Consider the following 20,214-nt stretch of genomic DNA (forward strand, 5'->3'; position numbering starts at 1 on the left):
GGTTATGACAGAGTTATTGAAATCCTGGTTGAGCCAGGGTCCATCCGGACAACAACTGATCAGTTTCAACCATCACGATATTGTGACTGGCGGGCTGTTTGCCACTCAGGTACATCATCTGCATAAACGACTGGTCACCAGTAGCGAGCAACGCTGGCTGCTGGCCTGTGATAGCAGTGACCAGTTCGCTGTCGGCCTCTGTGCCGCGCTGCTGGCAGGCAAGCAGCTAATCCTGCCCGCCAATACCCAGCCGGGCACGCTCAGTGAACTCACCCATGAATTTGATGCGGTATTGGCCGATCAGCCTTTGTGTGAAGGCAAACAATATATTGCGCTGAAAAAAGAACTCAGTCAGCCACTCGCGCCTTGGCCAAAGCTCCCCCCCGATTGCGATTTTGGTGAACTGATATTGTTCACTTCCGGCTCCAGCGGCTACCCCAAGGCGGTACGCAAAACGTTGCGGCAATTGGACGCTGAAGTGACCGTACTGGAGCAAACGTTCGCTAAACATCTGCCACACTGCAGTGTGATTGCCACCGTCAGCCACCAGCATATCTACGGCCTGTTATTTAAAATTCTGTGGCCATTGGCAGCCAGTCGGCCATTTCTGTCGGATCTGGTGGAATATCCGGAAACCTTAAGTTACTACACAGCGCTGTTTCCTAAGTTGTGCCTGATCAGCAGCCCGGCGCAGCTATCGCGGTTGCCAGAAGCGCTAGGATTTGAGCGGCAAATCCACACCCCCAGTCTGATTTTCAGCTCCGGCGGCCCCCTATCACTGGAAGCGGCACAAGGCATTCGGCAGTGCTATGGCAGTTTGCCCATCGAAGTGTATGGCAGCACCGAAACCGGCGGTATTGGTTATCGCCGTCAGCATAGTGCCGATACCCCTTGGCGCGCATTTGCTCCCATGGTGCTGAACATTGATCCAGAAGACAACGCCCTGCTACTGCAATCGCCGTATCTGGAAGACAACCAGGTTTTGCGCTGTGAAGACAAAATCACGCTGCTGGACAAAGAACTGTTCCGGCTGGAGGGACGGCTTGACCGCATTGTGAAAATCGAAGAAAAGCGATTATCACTGACCCAGATGGAAGGGCTGTTGAATAGTCACCCCTGGGTACAGCAGAGCCACCTGTTATTGCTGGAAGCCCAGCGGCAGCAGTTAGGGGCGGTAGTGGAATTATCGGCATATGGCAAACAGCAACTGGCCATCGAAGGTAAACTCAGTATTAATAATGGCCTGAAAGCTCATCTACTGAGTCAGTTTGAGCGTGTCACCTTGCCCCGCCGCTGGCGCTACCCGGACACTATGCCAATGAATGCTCAGGGTAAGTTGCTGAAGCAGGAAATAGTGCAGCTATTTGATCATGATTAAATCGTTATTGCCGCCAGTGGTGGCGCATCAGATTGAGGGCAATGAAGCCCACTGGCAACTGCAAATCCCGGTGGACTACCCTGCTTTTGCCGGCCATTTCCCCGCATACCCGGTGCTGCCGGGCGTCGTACAGTTGGATTGGGCGGTCCGTTTCGGTTGCCAGCAGTTTGGCTATCAAACAGCCGTAGCGCAGTTGGAGGTGCTGAAATTCCAGCAGTTGATCCAACCGGGCATGCAGGTTTCTCTCTGCATCCGCCACCTGGTCGAAAAGCGTAAATTGCAGTTCAGTTTCAGCGCTGGCGAGCAACGTTTTGCGTCTGGGCGCATCGCCTTTGCCACACCGGAGGTCACATGAAACCTGCACTGGTGATCCCCAACTACAACCACAGCAATTACATCGCCCAGACGCTGCAAAAATTAAAGCCGCTGGGGATACACTGCTTTCTGGTAGATGACGGCAGCAATGACACTACCCGTTATCTATTGCAGCAGTTAGCCGCACAACATCATGACTGGGTCACCTTGTTGACTCATCCTTATAACCGCGGCAAAGGTGCCGCGGTGGTCAGTGGCCTGCGTACCGCCTGGGAACAAGGCTATTCGCATGCACTGCAGGTGGATGCTGATGGTCAGCATGATCTGGACGATATTCCACAGATGCTGGCGCTGGCACAGCAAAATCCTCAGGCGCTGATCAGCGGGCTACCACAATACGACGCTAGTGTACCCAAAGCCCGGCTCTATGGCCGCTATATCACCCATTTCTGGGTGTGGCTGGAAACCCTGAGTCTGAGTATCCGCGATTCCATGTGTGGCTATCGCGTCTATCCATTGGCAGCTTGTGAAGCGCTGTTACGCTGTGAGCCGGTCGGTGAGCGCATGGATTTCGATACCGAAATTATGGTACGACTGTACTGGCGCGGCACCCCCACCCTGCATTTGCCGACCAAAGTGATTTACCCGCCAGACGGCGTTAGTCATTTTCAGGGTTGGGCCGATAATTGGCGCATCAGTAAAATGCACAGTCGATTATTCTTCGGCATGCTTAGACGCAAAATCACCGCGCAAGCATTTGGCCCCAAGAAAATGCAAGACACGCGCCACTGGTCCAGTATCCGCGAGCGCGGTAGCCTGTTAGGGTTGAAAATTCTGGTGGCTTGTTATCGTCTTGGGGGCCACTGGCTGGCGCGGCTGGTGATGTATCCGGTTATCACTTACTTTTTTGCCACCGGACGCAGTGCACGGGCAGCCTCGCAGCAATTTCTGCGGCGCGTGCAACAATTGGAGCCGCAACACCCCGATTTGCACCAACCGACCGACTGGCGCGATAGCCTGCGCCACTTTTTCAGCTTCGGTAACGCCGCATTAGACAGAATCGATGCCTGGTGCGATCGCATTACCCTCGATCAAGTCGACTTCCCAGATAAACAAGCGCTGGCAACACAGTTAGCCAGTGGCCGCGGGGCGGTGCTGCTGGTATCGCATATTGGCAATATTGAATTATGCCGAGCCATCTCTATCCACCAGCGCCAGATTAAAGTTAATGTGATGGTGATGACCAATCATGCGGAAAATTTTAACGAGGTCATCAAGCAATTAAATCCGGATAGCCAGTTACATTTGCTGCAAGTCGCAGAACTGAGTCCGGCCACGGCAATGTTATTGCAGGACAAAATTGATGCTGGGGAGCTGGTAGTGATTGCCGCTGATCGCACCTCACGCCACAGCATGGGCCGGGTGTGTTATGTGCCATTTCTTGGGGCAGAAGCCGCATTGCCACAAGGGCCGTTTATTCTGGCTGGCATGCTGGATTGTCCGGTCTACACCATGTTTTGTGTGCGCCAACAGCGGCGTTATCACGTGTCATTACAGCCCTTTAGCGCGCCACTAAACGGCCCCAGAGCACAACGTCAGCAACGGTTACAACAGGCCGCCCAGCTCTATGCCCAGCGGCTGGAGGTGATGGCTCGTCAGGTGCCATTGCAATGGTTTAATTTTTACGATTTCTGGCGCAGAGATGACAGCGCGACACGCAAGGAGCAGCCATGACCCAGGCGATTGCCTTTGGCCATAACGTATTGTCGCTGGAACAGATAGTGGCCGTTGCCAACGGCGCACCGGTAGTGCTGGATGACAGCCACGATTACCGTGAATATATTGAACGCGGCGCACGCTTCATCGACAAGCTGTTAGCCCAGGATGGAGTGATTTACGGCGTGACCACCGGCTACGGCGATTCCTGTACCGTTGCTATTGCGCCCGAGCTGGTGCCAGAACTGCCGCTGCATCTCAGCCGTTTTCACGGTTGTGGCCTTGGACGTCATTTCGATAAAGTGCCAGCGCGGGCGATACTGGCCTGCCGGCTTAACTCTCTCGCCCGCGGCAAATCTGGCGTCAGTTACGCACTGCTTGAGCGTATCGCGCTGTTGCTGAATCAGGACATCATTCCGCTGATCCCGGAAGAGGGCTCAGTGGGTGCCAGTGGCGATTTGACGCCGCTGTCCTATCTGGCTGCGGTATTGGTGGGGGAGCGGCAGGTCTATTATCAGGACAACATCCGCGACACTGCCGAGGTGTATGGAGAGCGACAACTTCAGCCATTGGCGTTGCGCCCGAAAGAGGGATTAGCGTTGATGAATGGCACGGCGGTGATGACTGCGCTGGCGTGTCTGGCATATCAGCGTGCGCAATATCTGCAACGCTTATGTGCCCGCATCACCGCCATGACCTCCTTGACGCTGCAAGGCAACAGCAACCATTTCGATGAGTTGCTATTTTCCGTAAAGCCACATCCCGGCCAAAATCAGGTGGCAGCTTGGATCCGTGAGGATCTTAACCACCAGCAACATCCGCGTAATTCTGAACGGCTGCAGGACCGTTACTCCATCCGTTGTGCCCCCCACATTATCGGGGTCTTGGCGGATGCGTTGCCCTTCATGCGGCAGTTTATTGAAAACGAGCTCAACAGTGCCAATGACAACCCGATTGTGGATGGTGACGGCGAACATGTGTTGCACGGTGGTCACTTTTATGGTGGCCACATTGCATTTGCGATGGACGCCATGAAAAATGCGGTGGCGAACCTCGCAGATCTGCTGGACCGGCAGATGGCACTGGTGATGGACCCTAAATTTAACAATGGTCTACCTGCCAATCTTTCTGGTTGCGACACTGACCGCCGCAGCATTAATCATGGTTTTAAGGCAGTCCAAATTGGTTGTTCTGCCTGGACCGCCGAAGCATTGAAACTGACGATGCCAGCCAGTGTGTTTTCGCGCTCAACCGAATGCCACAACCAGGATAAAGTGAGCATGGGCACCATTGCCGCCCGCGATTGTTTGCGGGTACTGGAATTGACCGAGCAGGTCGCCGCGGCCACGCTGTTGGCGATGAGCCAAGGCATTCGTCTGCGCATCCGCCAACAGCAACTGTCTCCTGAGAGCCTGACTCCGTCACTGGCGAAAACCCTGGCACAGCTGACACAACAGTTACCACTGCTGCAAGAAGATCGGCCTTTGGAAGCCACATTGCGTGATACGCTATTGAAAATTCAGCAAGGTTTTTGGGAGGTCTGCTGATGAAAGCCGTTGTAACTGCCGAAGTGGAGCTGGAAATTCCCTTTTTCGATGTCGACTCGATGGGCATCACCTGGCATGGCAACTACCTGCGTTACTTTGAAGTCGCCCGCTGTAAGCTGCTGGATAAAATCGATTATGGTTACCGGCAGATGCTGAGTTCTGGCTATGGTTGGCCAATTGTCGATGTGCAGCTCAAATATGTGAAATCCTCCACCTTTGAGCAGAAAATCCGCGTGGTCGCAGGGCTGGTAGAATGGGAAAACCGCCTGAAAATCCAATACCAGATTTTCGACGCTGGCAGTGGTGAACGACTGACCAAGGGCTACACCATTCAGGCCGCAGTCAATATGCAGACCAAGGAGTTGTGTTTTGAAACTCCTGCGGTATTTCGTCAGCGGCTACAACCGTTTTTGGAGGCACAATGAGGTATCTGTTTGGCATACTATTGTTACTGTTGTGCCATCCGGTAATGGCAGACAATCGTCCACAGCCCAGCGATTATGACCGTCTGTTTGCTACCGAAGCCAGCAGCGAGCAGCTGCAACAACTACAGCAGCGACTGGCACTTGGCGATAGCAGTCGTGGCAGTTTTCAGCAGACACGTTGGTTGCGGGTATTAAAGCAACCGCTCTATAGCAGTGGTCGCTTTATTTTTGCACCTAACGAAGGCATGTTGTGGCAGCAGCAACAGCCCTTTGCCACGACCTTGATACTAAAACAGCAGCAACTGCTCCAGATAGACAGCCAAGGCCAACTGAGTGTGCAGCAGACCAGTGACGCCCCCAACGCGCTGGCAAGCTTGTTGCCAAAACTGATGCAGGCCTTATTGGCGGGGAATATCGAATACCTGCAACAGCACTTCGCGCTCTACCTGCAACAGCAATCATCCTGGCAACTGGGATTAATTGCCAAAAATAGCCAGCTCAAAACTGTATTACCACGGCTGATTCTCAGTGGGGAAGCGCAGCCGCAGCAACTGCTGATGCTGGGGCAACACGGTGATCTCAGCGATATTCGTTTCAGCCAGATCCATACCGGCCCGCTCAGTAGCGCCGAGCAGCAACTGTTTATACCCAGCGGGACCGCTAACTGATGCCGGCGCCCCGGTTAACGCCACGACAGGGACTTGTTATCTGGCTGATACTGCTGGTAGCCATTGCAGCCAGCGGTTTATGGCAATGGCAGCGCGGGGCCCATATCGAAACCGACATTCTGGCGTTATTGCCGAAAGTGCAGGAAGCGCCGTTAACTCAAGCAGCGCTAACACAGGTAGAACGGCAGTTTGGCGAACAAATCTATTTAGCTGTCCTGGCCGATTCGCGCGCACAAGCAATCGCTGCAACGCACCAACTGATGGCGCAATTGCAACAGTTTGCCGCGTTTACTCAGGTCCGCAGTGGTGATGACGCGAGTCTGCAAGCACTTGGCCATTTTTATTTCCCGTATCGCCTGCGGCTGCTGACAAAAAGTCAACAGCAGCTGTTGCAACAGCAGCAGTTACAGCCACTATTACAGTCGGTACAACAACAGCTTTACAGTCCCTTTAGCAGCGCCAACAGTGAATTACTGCAACAGGATCCGTTACTGCTGTTTCCCAGTTGGCTACAACAGCTCGCTGATGGTCAGCAACTACAACAACAAGATGGCATCTTGCTGACCACCAGCGGCAAGCAGACAGCGGCCATCGTAATTGCCAAGGCCCGTGGCAGTGCGTTCAGTCCGCTGGCACAACAGCAGCAATTGCAGGCGCTGCAGCAGGCGTTATCCAGCTTACCGGCGGAAGTTTCGGTGCTGAAAGCTGGCGCACTATTTCATGCCGCTGCCGCCACTACCAGTGCCAAGGCACAAATCGGGATAATTGGCAGTATTTCGCTGGCGGGTGTAGTGCTGCTGGTGCTGCTGGGGTTTCGTTCACTAAAACCGTTAACAGTGGCACTGCTGACGCTGGGCAGCAGTTTTGTGGTGGCGCTGGCAGTGACCTTGTGGTGCTTTAATGGCCTACATCTGCTGACACTGGTGTTCGGCACCAGTTTGGTGGGCATAGCCATCGATTACAGCTTCCATTTCTATTGTGAACGGCTGCAATCGCCGCAAACCACAGTCCAGCAAAGTCTACGGCAGATTGCGCCAACGCTGACCTTGGCGCTGGCATCGAGTGTCATCGCCTATCTGGCATTGGGATTAACACCATTCCCTGGCATGCAGCAAGTAGCCGTCTTCTGCGCTACCGGGCTGATATTTACCTGGCTGACGCTACTACTGGCCTACCCAGCGCTGGCGGCCAGCCCGTTGCCAGAAGGTCAGCGACAACTGCAGTTGGCCCATCACTGTTACCTTGCCATTCGCCAACAGTTTCGGCGCAGGCGCGGGTTGTTGAGTTTGATGTTAATACTGCTGCTCACCGGGTTGTTGCGCCTGCATCACGATGACGATATCCGTAATCTGCAGCAAAGTCAGGCCAGTGTGACGGCGGAGGAACAGCAGTTGCGGCAATTGCTAAGTGGTGGCACCGACAATCAGTTTCTGTTAGTCGCCGCCGATAACGCACAGCAATTACTGCAACGACTCGAACAACTGACACCTAAACTGGAAGCGCTGCAGCATCAGCACCAATTGGGCAATTTCGTGTCACTGTCACACTTTGTTCCCAGCGAGCAACAGCAACAACGCAACTACCAGTTACAGGGCCTAATTTATCAACAGTTGCCTGCGCTACTGCAATACTTAGGACTGGATGAAGCCCTCGCACCGGCGTTACTGCAACAATACCATGCAGCAGCAGCTAACCCGCTCACCATCCAGCAATGGTTAACCACCGCCGCGGCACAAAAGAGCGGATTGGCACAGTTATGGCTGCCGCCGGATGCAAGTCACTCGCAATACGGCGGCATTGTGCTATTGGGTGGGATCAAGGATCTGAGTGCGGTGAAAACCATCAGCGAAACGGTTTCCGGGGTAACCCTGGTTGATAAGGTCGCAGATATCTCTGCCGTTATGGCGCATTTCCGCCAACTAACCTTATGGCTGCTGGGTATCTCATTAGCCTTGGCGGCGGTGTTGTTCGTCTGGCGTTACGGCCGGCGCCATGGTCTGGCGACCGCCCTGGTGCCAGTGATGGCCGCATTGCTAACGTTGGCGACACTGGGCTGGTTCGGCGCGGGTCTCACCTTGTTTCACACATTGGCGCTGTTGCTGGTATTTGGCATCGGCGTAGATTATAGCCTGTTCTTTGCCAGTGCCGGACGCCACCCGGCGGCAGTGATGCTGGCGGTATTATTATCTGCCGCGTCCACCCTGTTGGCGTTTGGCTTGCTGGGATTTAGCAGCACCCATGCGATTGCCGCTTTCGGTCAGACACTGACACTCGGCATTCTGTTTACTTTATTGCTGGCCTTACTGAATATCAGCGACGCCGCGGAGCCCTCCGAATGCGCTCGATAGTTTGCATGCTGTTGCTAGGGATCATCAGTGGTTGCCAAAGCAGCCACCGCTGGCAGCAAACGTGTGTGCCACTGGCTGCAACGGCCAATTATTGTCTGGCACCATTGCCATGGCAGCAACACGTAACCCCCCTACCTGCCGATATCGCCCAACAGGTACGCTTTGAACACAATGGCAAGGCCCAGGAATTACTGTTGCAACTACAATTCGCACCCGAGAACGAAATCATGGTGGGGTTGGCACCGCTCGGGCAATCACTGTTTACCCTAAGCTTTGATGGCAATACACTGAACAGCGAACACAGTGTATTGCTCGCGAGCAACTTCCGCGGTGACTACCTGATGGCAGTGCAACAGTTGGTATACTGGCCAGCCGCCATGGTGCAGCAAGCAATCCCTGAAGCCAACATCCGGGATTTCCGGTGTCAACAAGGCTATTGCCGTGAACTAACCCTCAACGGCAAAATGCTCGCAAGCATACACTATGAACAGACGCCGGGCTGGCAGAGTCCGGTAGCGGTTGAACTGCCGGATGCGAACCTCCGGTTAACGATCAAGCCGATGTAAACAGCGCAGGAATAAGATGCCAATAACCATCAGACACGCTGGATTTTGTACGCCACTCGGCCATGACCCCAGCACAATACTGCAAGCGTTAGTGACTGGCGATGCTTCAGCAATGGTGCGACGCGACGGCTGGTTATTTGATCGCCCGGCGATTGTTGGTGAAGTAGCAATGCCGCTGCCATCATTACCGCCTGCCTTGGCAAAATTTTCTTGCAGAAACAACGCACTGCTGTTACAAGCGGTGCAACCGCTGCGAGATGTAATTACCGCGGCAGTCAAGCATTATGGTGCGGATCGCATCGGTATAGTGCTCGGCACCAGTACCTCTGGCATTGCAAACGGGGAACAGGCGCTGGCTTACTACCAGCAGCACGGGCGGTTTCCGAAAGATTATCATTACGGACAGCAGGAGTTAGGCAGCCCCGCGGAGTTTCTGCAACAACTCCTTGATTTGCAAGGCCCGGCTTACACGGTATCCACCGCTTGTTCCTCCAGCGCCAAGGTGTTTGCCAGTGGTCGGCGATTATTACTCAGTGGCCTTTGCGATTTGGTGATCGTCGGCGGTGTTGATAGTCTCAGCCAACTGACACTCAACGGGTTTGACGCCCTAGAGTCTATCGACAATTCGCGCTGCAATCCCTGCAGTCGTAACCGTCACGGCATTAATATTGGTGAGGGCGCGGCAGTATTTACCCTGGAACGTGGTGACGGGGAGATTCTATTGGGTGGCTGCGGCGAATCATCCGACGCCTATCATATTTCCGCACCACACCCGCAAGGGCGCGGTGCTATCGCGGCGATGCAGGCGGCACTGAGCCAGGCGGGGTTAACTGCGGCAGATATCGATTATGTGAATCTGCATGGTACTGCCACAGCAAAAAATGACGCCATGGAGGCGCTGGCGATGAACCGTGTTTTTGGGGCTGATGCGATTCCACCTTGTAGCTCTACAAAACCGCTGGTCGGTCATACCTTGGGAGCTGCAGGTGCCATTGAAACCGCTTTTTGTTGGCTGTTACTGTCCCACTACAATAGTGCACAGTTACTGCCGCCGCACCTGTGGGATGGGGAAATTGATGCAAAGTTATTGCCATTGCCACTGGTGAAAAAGGGGGATACAGCTCGGCTACAACACCTTATGAGTAACTCTTTTGCTTTTGGCGGCAGTAATGCCAGCCTGATTTTGAGTCGCGGAAACCTGCATGAGTGAACATTTACGGCAGCGGAATATTGCCGATTTTCTGGCCCACCGGCCACCGATGATCCTGATCGATCACATTGAACAGCATAGTGACAACTATCTGCTGACCAGTGTCAGTATCAGTGAACACAGTCCGTTTTTTGATCCGGTCCTCGGACGGGTACCCAATTACGTGGGCATTGAATATATGGCACAAAGTATTGCCGCACTAGCCGGAGTTGAAGCCGAACGTTGCGGTGAACCGATACGGGTAGGATTTCTGCTCGGGAGTCGCAAGTTACAACTGCATTGCGCCGGATTTTTGCCTGGCAAACAATATCAGACGGCAGTACGACGGCTTTATCAGGAAGCTAGCGGTCTGGCCGTTTTTGATTGTGAAATATTGCATCAGGGCGAGACCATCGCCAGTGCCAATGTGAATGTATTCCAACCCCGGGACACCGCGGCCTATGTAGCAGGCGGTGCCGAAGTATCTGTGGGAGATCCTACATGAGTAAGCGAATTTTAGTGACAGGTGCCAGTCGCGGTATTGGTAAAGCGATGGCTTTACGTCTGGCACAATCTGGCTACGATATAGCGCTGCATTTTCACAGTAACCAACAGGCGGCCAACGCTACTGCGCAAGCATTAACTGAAATTGGAGTGCAGGTAAGCCAATTACAGTTTGATGTGGCTGACAGAGCGGCCTGCCGCAGCGCTATAGAAACCGATATTGCCACTCACGGTGCCTATTATGGCGCGATACTCAACGCTGGAATCGCCCGCGATACCGCTTTCCCTGCGATGACCGATGCGGAATGGGATGGTGTTATCCATACCAATCTCGATGGTTTTTATAACGTGCTCCAGCCGCTGCTGATGCCGATGATCCAGGCCCGTAACGGTGGTCGAATCATTACCCTGTCCTCCGTTTCCGGTTTGGCAGGCAATCGTGGTCAAGTGAATTACAGCGCCTCCAAGGCTGGAATAATGGGTGCCACCAAAGCGCTGGCACTGGAAGTCGCCAAGCGCAAAATCACCGTCAACTGTATCGCTCCCGGCATCATCGACACCGAAATGGTGGACAATTTCAGTGACGAACTGGTGCAACAACTGGTACCACTGCGCCGCCTGGGTAAACCGGAAGAGATTGCCGGGCTGGCGAACTTTCTAATGTCAGATGAAGCAGCCTATATCACCCGCCAGGTCATTTCAGTCAATGGTGGCATGTTATGAGTAAACGCGTTGTCATCACCGGCATGGCCGGCATTTCATCGCTGGGGCAGGACTGGCCGACGATTAAAACGCGACTGCAGAGTGGGCATAATGCCGTGCAGCGCATGGATGACTGGGATCGATTTCAAGGTCTGAATACCCGCCTGGCGGCGCCGGTCAACGATTTTGCAGTGCCAGCACACTATTCCCGCAAAAAAATTCGCTCAATGGGACGGGTATCCCTGATGGCGACCCGCGCCAGTGAACTGGCGTTAGCTGATGCAGAGTTACTGGACGATCCTGTCATCAGCTCCGGGGCCATGGGTATTGCGTATGGCTCATCTGCCGGAAGCCCAACCGCTATCATCGGCTTTGGTGACATGCTCAAACACGGTGATATGAGTGGTATTGATGCAACCAGCTATATCCGCATGATGGGCCACACCACCGCTGTCAACGTGGGAGTATTTTTCGGTTTGCAGGGCCGTACCATTACCACCAGCAGTGCCTGCACCTCTGGTAGCCAAGGCATAGGTTATGCTTATGAAGCGATTAAATATGGTCGCCAGGTGTTGATGCTGGCCGGCGGTGCCGAAGAACTCTGCGCCAGCGAAGCCGTGGTGTTCGATACGCTATTTGCCACCAGCACCCGCAACGATACCCCACAACTGACGCCAAGACCGTTCGATCGCGACCGCGATGGCTTGGTGATCGGCGAAGGAGCCGGGACCTTGGTACTAGAAGAGTTACAACATGCCCAGGCGCGTGGGGCCCGGATATATGCTGAAGTCATCGGGTTTGGCACCAATGCCGATGGCGCGCATATCACCCAGCCGAATGCAATCACGATGGAAGGTGCGATTCGTTTAGCCTTGGAAGATGCCGGAGTAACACCGCAGCAAATTGGCTATGTAAATGCCCACGGCACTGCCACGGATCGCGGTGATGCCGCCGAAAGTCAGGCCACCTATGCTGTCTTTGGCAGCCAAGTACCCATATCGTCGTTAAAGAGTTATACCGGCCACACTCTCGGCGCATGTGGGGCACTGGAAGCCTGGTGGAGCATTATGATGATGCGCGATGGCTGGTTTGCGCCCACGTTAAACCTTGAACATCCAGCCGATGACTGCGCGGCGCTGGATTACATCCGCGATAATGGACGCGCGTTGCAGACGGATATAGTGATGAGTAATAACTTTGCTTTTGGTGGCATTAACACATCGCTGATTTTCCGCCGCTGGTCAGAATCATCGAGTTAGCGTTGACGATTGTTTATACCGCTTGTACTCCCTTAACCATTAGATTAATCTTATTAATCTAATGGTTAAGGGAATTTCTATGTCGCAGTCAGCACTTTCTCGTTGGTCCGGCGCCGTGGGCGGTAATAGCTGTTGGGAATTGATCAAGCAAGGCGCACAAGTATTGGATGTCCGCTCCCCTGATGAATTTGCACAAGCTCATCTGCCACAGGCGACCAATGTCCCCCTCAACCAACTCGACAGCTGGATTAAGCAACAGCCTAACAAACAGCGACCATTAGTATTGTATTGCGCCGCAGGCATCCGGGCACAGATGGGCTGCGACATCTTACGTGCGAATGGTTTTGACTGTGCCGTCAATGGTGGCTCGTTACAGGATCTGCTGTATAACCAACCCGCCGCTTGAAAAAACAAGCCCCAGGATACCGGGGCTTGTTTTAATGTCCGTAATGGGTGCCACTACAGTTTTAGTTAAACAGCAGGTTACCTCTTAAGCATTACACTGACAGTTGATCGATAGCAGCTTTCGCTTCAGCAATACCTTTATCATGAGCTTCATCGCCCATATTCAGTGCTTCAGCATACACCACGTCAACATTAGTGATACCGATAAAGCCAAGGAAAGTCTTCAGGAACGGTACTACGTAATCCACAGCAGAACCCTTATGAATACCACCACGGGTAGTCACGATAACTGCACGTTTACCTGTCAGCAGACCTTCAGCACCAGTCGCAGTATAACGGAAAGTCACACCAGCACGGGCAACCAGGTCAATCCAGGTTTTCAGCTGCACCGGCACAGTAAAGTTATACATAGGCGCAGCGATCACCAGAGTATCGTTGTCCTTAATTTCTTTAACCAGTTTGTCAGACAGCGCTAACACTTCTTGTTGACGGGCATTCAGATTATCCCCGCCACGCAGGCCACCCGCCAACTCACCATCCAGTACCGGCAGTTGCTCTGCGGCCAGATCGCGCACCTGGATAGCCGCGCCTTTTTCTTTCCATGAAGCAGCCAAATAGTCCAGTAGCAGACTTGACTGTGAATAACCACCGAGAATGCTGGACTTCAATACTAAAACCTTGCTCATAATTCACTCCGCTATATTTGGATAACTATTCAGGGGCTTTCCCTAAATTAATAGCGCCAGTCTATACACGGATAAATTGAATAAAAAGCGGATAAAATTTGAGATTACTTGCTATTTTTTAGAACGGTTATACTTTAACCGCGGCTCATGAAGGCTCAGACTTTGAGACTGAAAGTCACTGGGCCATCATTGATCAGCGCCACCTGCATATCGGCGGCAAATCTGCCAGTCGCCACTGTCATGCCCGCATTGCGGCAATAATCGATAAAAGCTTGGTAGAGTTCATCGGCTCTCGCGGGAACTGCGGCACTTGAAAAGCTAGGGCGTAAGCCGCGACTAGTATCAGCGGCCAAGGTAAACTGCGACACCACTAACAAACTGCCACCGACTTGCGAGACGTTGAGGTTCATCTTGCCCTGCTCATCACTGAACACCCGATAGTGCATTACTTTGTGGGCTAATTTCGCCACAGTAGCTTCATCATCCTGATGCTCGACACCAAGTAAAACCAGTAACCCACTGCCGATACTGCCCGTCACTTGCTGTTCTACTGTGACACTGGCTTCACGGACTCGCTGAATAAGCGCTATCACGCTATCACTCCTGTATTGGCTAATTGCGCGACATTGTCAGCCATTTCCCGAACCGCTGCAATTACCGCCTGCTGCATCCGTGGTTCCATCAAGGAATGGTGTCCACCAGCCACGAGCTGCAATGCGGTGGGCTGCGTTTGCTCGGCCAGCATTTGCTTTAACAGAAATGGCGGACATACCCAATCCTGCTCACCTTGCAACAACCAGGTGTGGGTCGGCCAGCTATCCATGGTGGCTTTTAACAAGACGTAAGCATCAAAGTAATGATGACGGGCAAAGTGATTTTCAATTAATGCGCAGCTTCGGTCGGCCAGAGAATATTCAGTCGGCAACAGGGTCCAGGGATGCGCCAGCGTTCGTTCCCAATGGCACCACGCCGCCACCGTCTTGAGTTCACTGCGTTGCAGTGCCTGCGCAAATGCCTGTAACAACGTATCCTCATCGTTTGCTGATACCGCATCCCGCCAACCGCGGTAATCAACCGGAAACCGCTTTGCGGCTCCCTGACTGCCATAAAGCCAACTGCGACCCGCCGCCGATGGCACAAATATGCCCCAATAACATTGCCCGAGCACCCGTTGCGGACACAAACCAGAATATATCAACCCTAGCGTCGCCCCAAATGATCCCCCGGCGAGACACCAGCGCTCCAGCCCTAGCCATTGCCTTAACCGTTCAATATCTGTCAGCAGACTCAACACATCGTTATGTACCAGTCTGCCTGACGGCTGTGACTTACCGGCACCGCGTTGATCTAACAACAGTACGCGAAACCGCTGGAGATCAAACAACTCCAAATCGCTGATATGGCATCCAGCGCCAGGGCCACCATGTAAAAACAATAACGGGATCCCCTGCGGCTTGCCGTACTCTACCAGATGTAATAGATGCCCATCGCCGACATCCAGCCACTGCCGGGATAACGGCTCAATCCTGCTCATTTGATGACCTATCACACTCAGCGTCAGCCACCTGCTGTAGCTCATCCAGATATTCGGGCAAAGATGCGGTAATTTCGGCCCCCAGCAGCACGATCATCCAGGACAGATACACCCACAAAAACAGAATCGGAATGGTTGCCAGGGCACCATAAATGGCTTCATAGGTCGGGAAATGTGTCACGTAAAATGCAAAACCTTTCTTGCCCGCTTCAAATAGCAGTGCCGCAACCACAGCGCCCAATAACGCATGTAGCAAGTGCACCTTCTGATTAGGCACCACGGTATACAGCAGCAAAAAGGTCGCCACCGAAAAGAGAAAGGGTAAGCGCGCGACGAAAAAAGCCCCCACCCCATAGGTATCGGCTTCATTAAAGATCTTGAGCGATACCACATAGGAAGTGGCTGCCAGGCTAGCACTGATAAGAATTGGCCCTAGCGTCAGGATCATCCAGTACATAGAAAACGACAGCACCAACGGCCGCTTTGTACGATTCCCCCAGATATAGTTGAGTGCTTTATCAATCGCCGAGATCAGCATAATTGCCACGACCATTAATGCCGCAATACCAATGGCGGTGCCTTTAGAGGCGTTACCGACAAATTGGTTGATATACACCTGTACCGTATCACCAGCTGCGGGCAGAAAATTCTGATAAATAAAATTCTCGATCTCTTTGCGAACCCCTTTAAACACAGGAAAGGCCGATAACATTGACATGGTCACGGCCACCATCGGCACCAGCGACAGCAGAGTAACGTAGGCCAAATGACCCGCACGGATATTAATCTGATCATTCAATACCCGGCTTTTTACATGCTTGATGTAGCACCAGATGCTATGAGTGATGGCGCCTGCACGTTGCAGACTGAACTGAGAATTCACAGTAATCATGATTGTTGGATGACTTATGCCAATATCTTCGTACAATAACAAACAGATTACAAAATCCCGACAGAAAAAGCGCCCTGCAATTTTTGCCGGAAACCAAGGAGATATCGAATGTCACAACAAGGATCTACCGGCAATGTCATCGCAGCGCTGGTAAATGTCTTTTTCCCGGGGTTAGGACAGCTGATCCAAGGTCGTATTCTGGCGGCACTGCTATTTTTTGTCATAACCGTTGTCGGATATGCCTTATGGTGGCTGGTCGTGCCCCCCATTATTGGTGCTATTGCCCATCTCTGGAGCATTGTGGATGCAGCCAGATACCGTGCATGAAGGATGGAAAGGATAATCCAATGAAAATATTAGTGAGCTCGACGCTGATGTGTCTGGCGTTAATGCTGGGCGGTTGCCAATCGGCCTACTATGGGGCTATGGAAAAAATTGGCTATCACAAGCGCGACATTATGGTCGATCGCGTCAAAGATGCGCAGGAGTCACAACAGGATGCGCAAAAGCAGTTCAGCTCTGCGCTCGAGGAGATGCAGGCATTACTGCACCATGATGGCGGCGATCTGGAACAAGCGTATAACAACGCGAAAGATGAATATGAATCCGCACAGTCTGCGGCTGAACGGGTGAGCGACAGGATTGATAAAGTTGAAAGTGTTGCTGAAGCGCTCTTTGATGAATGGCAGCAAGAAATTGGTGAAATCAGTAAATCCAGCCTGCGACAGAAAAGCCAAAGCAAATTAAATCAGACACAGCGCTCGTACCAACAGATGCTGAAAAGCATGCGCCGGGCAGAAAGCAAAATGGCACCGGTACTCACCGCCATGAAAGACAACATGTTGTACTTGAAGCACAATCTCAATGCGCAAACCATCGCGTCAGTTAAAGGCGAATTCACCAGTTTGCAAACTGATATTTCGTCACTGATTAAAGAGATGAACCGTTCGATTGATGAATCCAATAAATTCATCGCTCACATGGAACCTTAACCACACAGTGAATCGAGGGGTGGATGTTATCCCACCTCTTGTTCACGGCACCGCTGTTTATCGGCATACATGGCTCGGTCAGCGTTGTGCAACAGATCTTCAATTGTCTGTGCCGCTTCCGGAAAACAGGCATACCCCATACTTAGCTGTATCGGTAAGGTAATGCCGTGCCAAACAAACGTCGGCACGCAAACTTCGGCATGAATCTTATCCTGTACCGCCTGAATGTTCTCAATCGCCGAAATACGCGGCAGGATCACTAAAAATTCATCACCGCCGATACGGGCAACCAGATCACTGCCACGCAAGACACTCTCTAACCGTCGCGCAATCTCCACCAGCAGCGCGTCACCGGCCACATGTCCAAAATTATCATTTATCTGTTTGAAATTATTCAGATCTATGTTGAAAATACAAAAGTGACTACCATGTTTGTGGAGCTTTTGCAGCATCTGCATAGCGCGGCGACGGTTACCAATTTTGGTTAACACATCTTCGTACGAATAGCGGTGAGCATTACGATAGGTGTTCAGCAACAAGATAACGCTAATAAACAGAACCACCGACAAGGTGTAACCCAACAACCGTACCAGATTGCTTTTGAACCAGATTTCTAACGAGTCATGCGCGATCTCTTTAATGGCTAATTGCCAGGTGCCGCTCACCAAGTTCACGGTTTCGGTACGCAGTGGCTGCGTAAATACCTGAGGATCACCATAGAATACTGCGCCTAGTTCACCCTGACCGTCCACACCCCGTATCGCCAGTTCCACATCATCAGGAAACGAATCGCTACCGGCATCGTGCAATAACCGGTTCCAGTCGAGTGCAACACTGCACACTCCCCAATAGTTTTTATTGTTCGGAGGGTCAGAGAAAATAGGGATGCGGGCGATGATCGCTTCCCCGCCCTGCACCAGGGTTAATGGGCCAGCGACAAAAATCTTGCCGTTATTTTTGGCGATTTCTACGGTGCGCCATTGCTCCGGATGCAGGCGAAAGTCCAGTCCTAAGGCTTTCTCATTGCCTTGCCGTGGATAAACAAAACTGATGACATCATTCGGAGCCACCCCAATATTGCGAATATGGTGAGCCTTGCGCCGGATATTTTCAGCTAATGGTAACCATTGATGGGCTGAAGATTGCGGACTGACGGCAATATAGGCCGCTAGTGCATTGGCCTCAAAGATCTCTGACGTGACTGATGCTTCCAGACGATATCGTACCAATGCGAGTTGTCGTGACAGATCATCGGCGCGGTCATCTGCAATATCTCGGCTGTAACTATGCTGGAGATATTCCACTATCTCATAGGTGGCTGCAAAGTAGAGCAGGGCCACTAGACCCCAAACCACTCGGCTCTTGAATCGCCCATCACTCCGCATCAGCACACGCCCTAAAATTTTACATTATTTTTACATGATTCAATATCAACTGGAATAGCGAAATACCATTGTCTAACTGGATTATGGCCAGATATTAGATACTTAATTTTAGCGTTCTCTGGACTATACATCTGTGTGAGCAACCACACGAATTTTGGCAAGCCCAGGGTGTTTGTTGGATCTGGCGCACAATTCACGCAAGTGAAATACAACTATTTCAGACTTCGGCTTTCACAATACACACAAACTATTTGATGTGGAACATCACATGACTATTACCGAATCCCTTACCTTGATGTTGGCATTATTATACGGTGCCACTCAGTTGTGGTGGGCTGGTAAACGCTTTGGCGCTATCGCCGCCACCATTTCCTTGTTATTAGCCTTAGTGATAAGTGCCAGCCTGACATTATTGGTCGGTACTGCCATTGCAATTGCCGGTTTAGCCCTACTCCAATGGCGTAAACCTGCCTTTGCCAAAGGTGATTTGCGTATCAATGACTTACGGGCAGGCTGTCAGAACTTAATTGTCCTGTCACTATTGATTGTCGCCATCCAATATACGGTGAATAGCCTGATGCTAAAAGCCGGCATAGCCGACCCTTGGGTTGCCCGTCCCAACGTGGTGGATGCCTTTTTGCCGATTGCCGGTGCTATTGAAGTAAAAGGTATCGTCTCGTTGGGATTATGGGATCAGAACCATCCTGCGGCGGCGGTAATGTTAGGCATCGTGTTACTAACAGGGCTGCTGTGCAAGCGCGCCTTCTGTGGTTGGGCCTGTCCCATTGGGCTCGCAGGGGAATATCTGTATAAACTGCGCAAACGTGTTATCAAAGAAGAGCTGATGCCACCTAGATGGCTGGACTGGCCATTGCGGATGTTGAAATATCTGCTGTTGGCTGGTTTTATCTATCTGGTCGTAGGCATGCCAGCAATGGGGATTCCGGGTTATTTGCAAGGCAATTACCACCGTATCGCCGACCTCAAGATGGCACTGTTTTTCCTGACGCCCGGACTGGTCACACTGTGTTGTTTTGCGTTGATCCTGATGATTGCGTCATGGCGTCGTCAGGGATTTTGTCGCTACTTATGCCCTTATGGTGCCATTCTGGGGATACTGAGTTTCTTCAGTCCGCTGAAAATTCGCCGTAACCAGCAAGAGTGCTTGATTGATAAAGGCATGAAATGTGACAAGTGCACACGCGCCTGTCCGGCCAATATCATTGTTCATACCAAAACCACGGTGCGCAGTGATGAATGCCAAGCCTGTATGCGCTGTGTTGCTGCTTGTCCGAAAAAGGCAGCGCTCGGTTTTGGTCTGCCCGGCAACCATATGTTATCGGCACGCAGTCTGATGCTTGGGGTACTGGCGATTATGTTCTTCCTGCCATTAGTGGCTTGGCTCTTCGGCTATTGGGACAGTCAGATACCGGATGCGATTCGGATGCAGCTATTGCAAGTTGCTGATCATATCGGACACTAATTGCTATCTTGGCTGAGGGAAGTGGAGATTGCAGGATTAGGTGTAACAAAGTGTAGAGATCCACTTCCCAAACTATCTTGGTTAAGTCAGTACCAGCACAAAATAGGGCAGAAAATTGCAACGCGCTGTTTCAAAGCTGAAATATTGCTCGATATCACACCAGCCATATTCAGGAAGCTAAGTGACTTAGTCCTTACCAGTTTAACGCACTGTGCCTAAT

At 52.1% G+C, this 20,214-nt stretch carries 21 protein-coding genes; 16 read left to right on the forward strand and 5 right to left on the reverse strand.

Features of this window, described 5'->3' with window-relative positions:
* Nucleotides 1-4: 4 nt before the first annotated feature.
* The 13 genes from PY479_RS03400 (at nt 5) to PY479_RS03460 (ending at nt 13,023) form a co-directional block, all read left to right on the forward strand.
* Complete coding sequence (locus tag PY479_RS03400; RefSeq protein WP_275482881.1) at nt 5-1,378, forward strand: AMP-binding protein; 1,374 nt, start codon at nt 5-7, stop codon at nt 1,376-1,378.
* Complete coding sequence (locus tag PY479_RS03405; RefSeq protein ID WP_275482882.1) at nt 1,371-1,733, forward strand: thioester dehydrase; 363 nt, start codon at nt 1,371-1,373, stop codon at nt 1,731-1,733. The genes PY479_RS03400 and PY479_RS03405 overlap by 8 nt, the downstream gene beginning before the upstream one ends.
* The gene (locus tag PY479_RS03410) at nt 1,730-3,427 is read left to right on the forward strand and encodes a glycosyltransferase family 2 protein (RefSeq protein ID WP_275482883.1); all 1,698 of its coding nucleotides are present in this window, start codon (nt 1,730-1,732) and stop codon (nt 3,425-3,427) included. Before PY479_RS03405 ends, PY479_RS03410 begins: the two co-directional genes overlap by 4 nt.
* Nucleotides 3,424-4,956, forward strand: coding sequence for an aromatic amino acid ammonia-lyase (locus tag PY479_RS03415; protein WP_275482884.1), 1,533 nt, complete (start codon nt 3,424-3,426; stop codon nt 4,954-4,956). Before PY479_RS03410 ends, PY479_RS03415 begins: the two co-directional genes overlap by 4 nt.
* Nucleotides 4,956-5,381, forward strand: a complete 426-nt coding sequence (locus PY479_RS03420; RefSeq protein WP_212594743.1) for an acyl-CoA thioesterase — start codon at nt 4,956-4,958, stop codon at nt 5,379-5,381. The genes PY479_RS03415 and PY479_RS03420 overlap by 1 nt, the downstream gene beginning before the upstream one ends.
* Entirely contained in the window at nt 5,378-6,049 is a 672-nt protein-coding gene (locus PY479_RS03425; RefSeq protein WP_275482885.1) for a LolA-related protein, read from the forward strand. Before PY479_RS03420 ends, PY479_RS03425 begins: the two co-directional genes overlap by 4 nt.
* Complete coding sequence (locus tag PY479_RS03430) at nt 6,049-8,397, forward strand: MMPL family transporter (protein WP_275482886.1); 2,349 nt, start codon at nt 6,049-6,051, stop codon at nt 8,395-8,397. Before PY479_RS03425 ends, PY479_RS03430 begins: the two co-directional genes overlap by 1 nt.
* A complete protein-coding gene (locus PY479_RS03435) occupies nt 8,385-8,963 on the forward strand; it encodes a DUF3261 domain-containing protein (RefSeq protein WP_275482887.1) in 579 nt (192 codons plus the stop codon). Before PY479_RS03430 ends, PY479_RS03435 begins: the two co-directional genes overlap by 13 nt.
* Before the next feature lie 16 nt (nt 8,964-8,979).
* On the forward strand, nt 8,980-10,173 hold the full coding sequence (locus tag PY479_RS03440) for a beta-ketoacyl-[acyl-carrier-protein] synthase family protein (protein WP_275482888.1): 1,194 nt from the start codon (nt 8,980-8,982) through the stop codon (nt 10,171-10,173).
* The gene (locus PY479_RS03445) at nt 10,166-10,657 is read left to right on the forward strand and encodes a hotdog family protein (protein WP_275482889.1); all 492 of its coding nucleotides are present in this window, start codon (nt 10,166-10,168) and stop codon (nt 10,655-10,657) included. Before PY479_RS03440 ends, PY479_RS03445 begins: the two co-directional genes overlap by 8 nt.
* The gene (locus PY479_RS03450; protein ID WP_275482890.1) at nt 10,654-11,379 is read left to right on the forward strand and encodes a 3-ketoacyl-ACP reductase FabG2; all 726 of its coding nucleotides are present in this window, start codon (nt 10,654-10,656) and stop codon (nt 11,377-11,379) included. Before PY479_RS03445 ends, PY479_RS03450 begins: the two co-directional genes overlap by 4 nt.
* On the forward strand, nt 11,376-12,617 hold the full coding sequence (locus tag PY479_RS03455) for a beta-ketoacyl-ACP synthase (RefSeq protein ID WP_212594750.1): 1,242 nt from the start codon (nt 11,376-11,378) through the stop codon (nt 12,615-12,617). Before PY479_RS03450 ends, PY479_RS03455 begins: the two co-directional genes overlap by 4 nt.
* Before the next feature lie 79 nt (nt 12,618-12,696).
* On the forward strand, nt 12,697-13,023 hold the full coding sequence (locus PY479_RS03460) for a rhodanese-like domain-containing protein (protein WP_275482891.1): 327 nt from the start codon (nt 12,697-12,699) through the stop codon (nt 13,021-13,023).
* Nucleotides 13,024-13,114: 91 nt separating this feature from the next.
* On the opposite strand, the gene PY479_RS03465 is transcribed toward PY479_RS03460, so the two are convergent.
* The 4 genes from PY479_RS03465 to PY479_RS03480 all read right to left on the reverse strand — a co-directional run bounded on the left by PY479_RS03465 (nt 13,115) and on the right by PY479_RS03480 (nt 16,134).
* Nucleotides 13,115-13,708 carry an FMN-dependent NADH-azoreductase gene (locus tag PY479_RS03465; protein WP_212594752.1) on the reverse strand — a complete coding sequence of 198 codons (594 nt, stop codon included), beginning with the start codon at nt 13,706-13,708 and terminating at the stop codon, nt 13,115-13,117.
* A gap of 155 nt (nt 13,709-13,863) precedes the next feature.
* The gene (dtd, locus tag PY479_RS03470; RefSeq protein ID WP_212594753.1) at nt 13,864-14,301 is read right to left on the reverse strand and encodes a D-aminoacyl-tRNA deacylase; all 438 of its coding nucleotides are present in this window, start codon (nt 14,299-14,301) and stop codon (nt 13,864-13,866) included.
* The gene (locus PY479_RS03475) at nt 14,298-15,242 is read right to left on the reverse strand and encodes an alpha/beta fold hydrolase (RefSeq protein WP_212594754.1); all 945 of its coding nucleotides are present in this window, start codon (nt 15,240-15,242) and stop codon (nt 14,298-14,300) included. The genes dtd and PY479_RS03475 overlap by 4 nt, the downstream gene beginning before the upstream one ends.
* A complete protein-coding gene (locus PY479_RS03480; protein WP_212594755.1) occupies nt 15,229-16,134 on the reverse strand; it encodes a virulence factor BrkB family protein in 906 nt (301 codons plus the stop codon). Before PY479_RS03480 ends, PY479_RS03475 begins: the two co-directional genes overlap by 14 nt.
* A 108-nt stretch (nt 16,135-16,242) precedes the next feature.
* Here PY479_RS03480 and PY479_RS03485 point away from each other — a divergent pair, with 108 nt between their 5' ends.
* The gene (locus tag PY479_RS03485; protein ID WP_212594756.1) at nt 16,243-16,461 is read left to right on the forward strand and encodes a hypothetical protein; all 219 of its coding nucleotides are present in this window, start codon (nt 16,243-16,245) and stop codon (nt 16,459-16,461) included.
* A gap of 20 nt (nt 16,462-16,481) precedes the next feature.
* Nucleotides 16,482-17,126: a DUF2959 domain-containing protein gene (locus PY479_RS03490; RefSeq protein WP_212594757.1), complete on the forward strand. Its 645-nt coding sequence runs from the start codon at nt 16,482-16,484 to the stop codon at nt 17,124-17,126.
* Nucleotides 17,127-17,152: 26 nt separating this feature from the next.
* Here PY479_RS03490 and PY479_RS03495 read toward each other — a convergent pair whose 3' ends face one another.
* The gene (locus PY479_RS03495; protein ID WP_275482893.1) at nt 17,153-18,466 is read right to left on the reverse strand and encodes a diguanylate cyclase; all 1,314 of its coding nucleotides are present in this window, start codon (nt 18,464-18,466) and stop codon (nt 17,153-17,155) included.
* A gap of 313 nt (nt 18,467-18,779) precedes the next feature.
* Between PY479_RS03495 and PY479_RS03500 the strand changes: the two genes are divergently transcribed.
* Nucleotides 18,780-19,994, forward strand: coding sequence for a 4Fe-4S binding protein (locus PY479_RS03500; RefSeq protein WP_275482894.1), 1,215 nt, complete (start codon nt 18,780-18,782; stop codon nt 19,992-19,994).
* Nucleotides 19,995-20,214 lie beyond the last annotated feature (220 nt).

Source organism: Shewanella sp. A32, from assembly GCF_029167175.1.
GTDB lineage: Bacteria > Pseudomonadota > Gammaproteobacteria > Enterobacterales > Shewanellaceae > Shewanella > Shewanella yunxiaonensis.